Annotated in this window: 1 protein-coding gene and 1 pseudogene; both read right to left on the reverse strand. The window is 77.9% G+C overall.

Annotated features, from left to right (window positions below; all coding sequences use genetic code 11):
• Positions 1 to 1,662: GMC family oxidoreductase (locus GTR00_RS17555; protein ID WP_166612869.1), on the reverse strand; the 1,662-nt coding region annotated here is incomplete at its 3' end.
• Between the two features lie 134 nt (positions 1,663 to 1,796).
• Positions 1,797 to 3,242, reverse strand: a pseudogene (locus GTR00_RS17560) (hypothetical protein); the annotation flags it as partial.

Raw genomic sequence — 3,242 nt, forward strand, 5'->3', positions numbered from 1 at the left:
GGCGGGCCCGGCGCGCAGCAGGTCCGCGGCCCGCTCGCCGATGGCGATCACGGGCGCGTTGGTGTTGCCGCGCACGGTGCGCGGCACCACCGAGGCGTCGGCCACCCGCAGCCCCTCCACGCCCCGCACCCGCAGCTGCGGGTCCACCACGGCCGCCTCGGAGGTGCCCATCGCGCACGTGCCCACCGGGTGGAACAGCGTCCCGGACCAGCGCGCCACGTGCTCCTCCAGCGCCCGGTCGTCCAGGTCGTCGGAGCCGTGCAGGTGCGGCGCGTCCACGAACCGCGCCAGCGGCCGCTCGTGCACCACCTCGATCGCGCGGCGCGCGCCGGCCAGCACCGCCTCCACGTCGGCGCGCTCGCGGAAGTACGCCGGGTCCAGCACCGGCCGCCAGCGCGGGTCCGGCCCGGCCAGGCGCAGCGTGCCCCGGCTGGCGACGTCGACGAGCGTGACCCCCACCGTGAGCATCCGCCCGCCCGCCGCGTGCAGGCCGTCGCCGTAGGCGCCGGTGGGCACGACGTGGAACTGCACGTCGGGCCCCTCCAGGCCGCCGCGGGTGCGCAGGAACCCGCCGCCCTCGGCGACGTTGGAGGTCAGCGGCCCCCCTCCGGTCAGGCGCCACTGCAGCAGGCGCCCGGCGTTCGCGTGGTCCACCGCCAGGTCGGCGGTCCCGCGGGTGCGCCACACCATCGGCGTGACCGGGTGGTCGTGCAGGTTCGCCCCCACGCCCGGCAGGTCCACGACGGGGGTGACGCCGGCCTCGCGCAGGTGGTCCGCCGGTCCGATGCCGGAGAGCATGAGCAGCTGCGGGGAGTTCACCGCCCCGCCGCACAGGACCACCTCCCGCTCGGCGCGCACCGCGTGCTCGGCGCCGTCGCGCAGGAAGGCCACCCCGGTGGCCCGCCCGCGCTCCAGCAGCACGCGGGTGACCAGCGCGCCGGTGAGCACCACGAGGTTCGGCCGCCCCCGCGCCGGGCGCAGGTACGCGTCGGCCGTCGACCACCGCCGCCCGCGCCGGCAGGTGACCTGGTAGCGGCCCACCCCGTCCTGCTCGGCGCCGTTGAAGTCGTCGTTGGCGGGCATCCCGGCCGCCCGCGCGGCGGCGATCCAGGCGTCGACCACCTCGTGGGTGTAGCGGCGGTCCTCCACGTGCAGCGGACCGCTGCGGCCGTGGAAGGGGGCGCCCAGGCGGGCGTTGGCCTCCGAGCGCACGAACAGGGGCAGCACGTCGCGGTAGGACCAGCCGACGGCGCCGAAGTCGCGCTGCCAGCCGTCGTAGTCGGCGCGGTGGCCGCGCACGTAGACCATCCCGTTCATCGCCGAGCAGCCCCCGGTGGCGCGCATGCGGGGCCAGGCGTCCCGGCGCCCGGCCAGCCCGGGCTGCGGGACGGTGCGGTACCGCCAGTCCCAGGCGGTGCCCAGCAGGTCCACCCACGCCGCCGGCACGCTCGTGCTCAGGCCCGCGGGGTCCGGCCCGGCCTCCAGCAGCAGCACCCGCACCGAGCGGTCCTCGCTGAGGCGGGCGGCCAGGGTCGCGCCGGCGCTGCCGGCGCCCACGACGACGTGGTCGAAGACGTCCCGGGCGACGTCCCGGGCGACGTCCCGGGCGACGTCCCGGGCGACCTCGCGGGCGGTGCCCTCGGCGGTGGGTGCAGCGGTCACGGCGACCTCCTCGGCCCGTGCGCCGGGCTCCCCGCCGGTGGGGCGCCCTCGCCGCTCCCAGGGTGGCACGCGCGGGCCGCGCGCTTCCAGCTCCCGTGCCCCCTGCCCGTCCCTGCTGCGCCCCCGCCGGGGCGTCAGGGCCCGAGCACCGCCGCCAGCGCCGCACCGGCCACCTGCGCGCGCTGCCCGGCGTCGGCGAGCTGCTCCAGGCCGAAGCCCAGCAGCACGGTGTCCTCCGCCTGCACCGCCGCCGTGCGCCCGCCCAGGCCGTCGGTGCGTTCGAACCCCCCCGCGGCGCTCCACGCGCCCAGCCCCTCCTCGAAGCCCTCCGCCGCGCGCGGGCCGCCCGCGGTGGTCAGGCGCGTGTCGTCGACGACGACCCCGGTGCCGCCGATCGCCTGGTCGGTGACGTGGCTGATGCTGACCTCCACGTCGCCGCCGGCGAAGGCGGACAGGTCGAAGGCGACCTGCTGCCACCCCTGCGAGGTGCCGGTGAGGGAGTTCCACGCGCCGGTGGTGCCCCGCGGCAGGCACGGATCGCCGGCCGTGAGGTACCGGGACAGCGAGGGGTGGGCCTGCAGGAGGAAGCCCGCCGCGCACTCGGCGGGCAGGTCGGCGGAGGTGGCGCCGCCCCGCTCGGGCAGCGTCGTCCAGTCCTCGCCGCCGGCGGTGCGCGCCTCCACGAGCACGTGGTCGTAGCCCTCCTCCACGTCCCACGACACCCGCGCCTGCAGGGCGGGGGCGTCGGCCGCGCTGAGCCCGGTGAGGTCGAACGTGCGCGTCAGGCGCGCGTGGCGCACGTCCTGGTGCCCCGACCCCGCGGCCCAGCCGCCCTCGACCGGCAGGAACGGCCCCGTCGGGTCGGTGTACCGCAGGACCCCCTCGGAGGCGAACTGCGGGAAGCCCTCCTCCGGCAGCACGTCGCCGGTCACGGTGAACACCCCCGCCTCGTCGACCGGGTTGCCCTCCGCGGCCGGCCCGCCGAAGCGCGCGCTCCACCCCGAGGCCGGTCCCCCCGCCGTCCCCTCCACGCCGGAGGCGCTCTCGACGGGGGTGCGCGCGTACGCGCCCAGGTAGTACTGCGCGAAGTCGTCCGCCAGCAGCAGGCAGTCGCTGGCGTCGGAGGTGATCACGCAGTCCTCCTCCGGCGCCCCGTCCAGGCCGTACCAGATGCCGCCCAGGGCGGGGCCCAGCGCGCCGAAGTAGGCGGCGGTCTCCCCGGCGTGCACCAGCCCGCCGCCCTCGTTGAGGTAGTCGCGCACGGCGATCGTGAGCTGCTGGGCCTCCTCGGCCACCGCCAGGTCCCGGCCCGGCTCCTCCAGGAACGACACCTCGGTGAGCTCGTCCTCCGGGTCCTGCGTCAGCCGGTTGTCCCCGAGGTACCACAGCACGGCGTCGTAGTGGCCCAGGACGCCCAGGTGGTGCGGCACGCCCTGCGCGTCGACGTCCCAGGTGTCCGCCGCGACGCCGTTCGCGGCCAGGGCGTCCAGGTGGGTGCGCAGGTGCTCGGGGGCGTCGGCCGCGCCGGGCGGGCCGGGGTTCACGCCGGTGTAGTCCTCGTCCGCCACCGCCACCGGCAC

It is taken from the genome of Kineococcus indalonis (genome assembly GCF_009906395.1).
In the GTDB taxonomy this organism is placed as follows: Bacteria; Actinomycetota; Actinomycetes; order Actinomycetales; family Kineococcaceae; genus Kineococcus; species Kineococcus indalonis.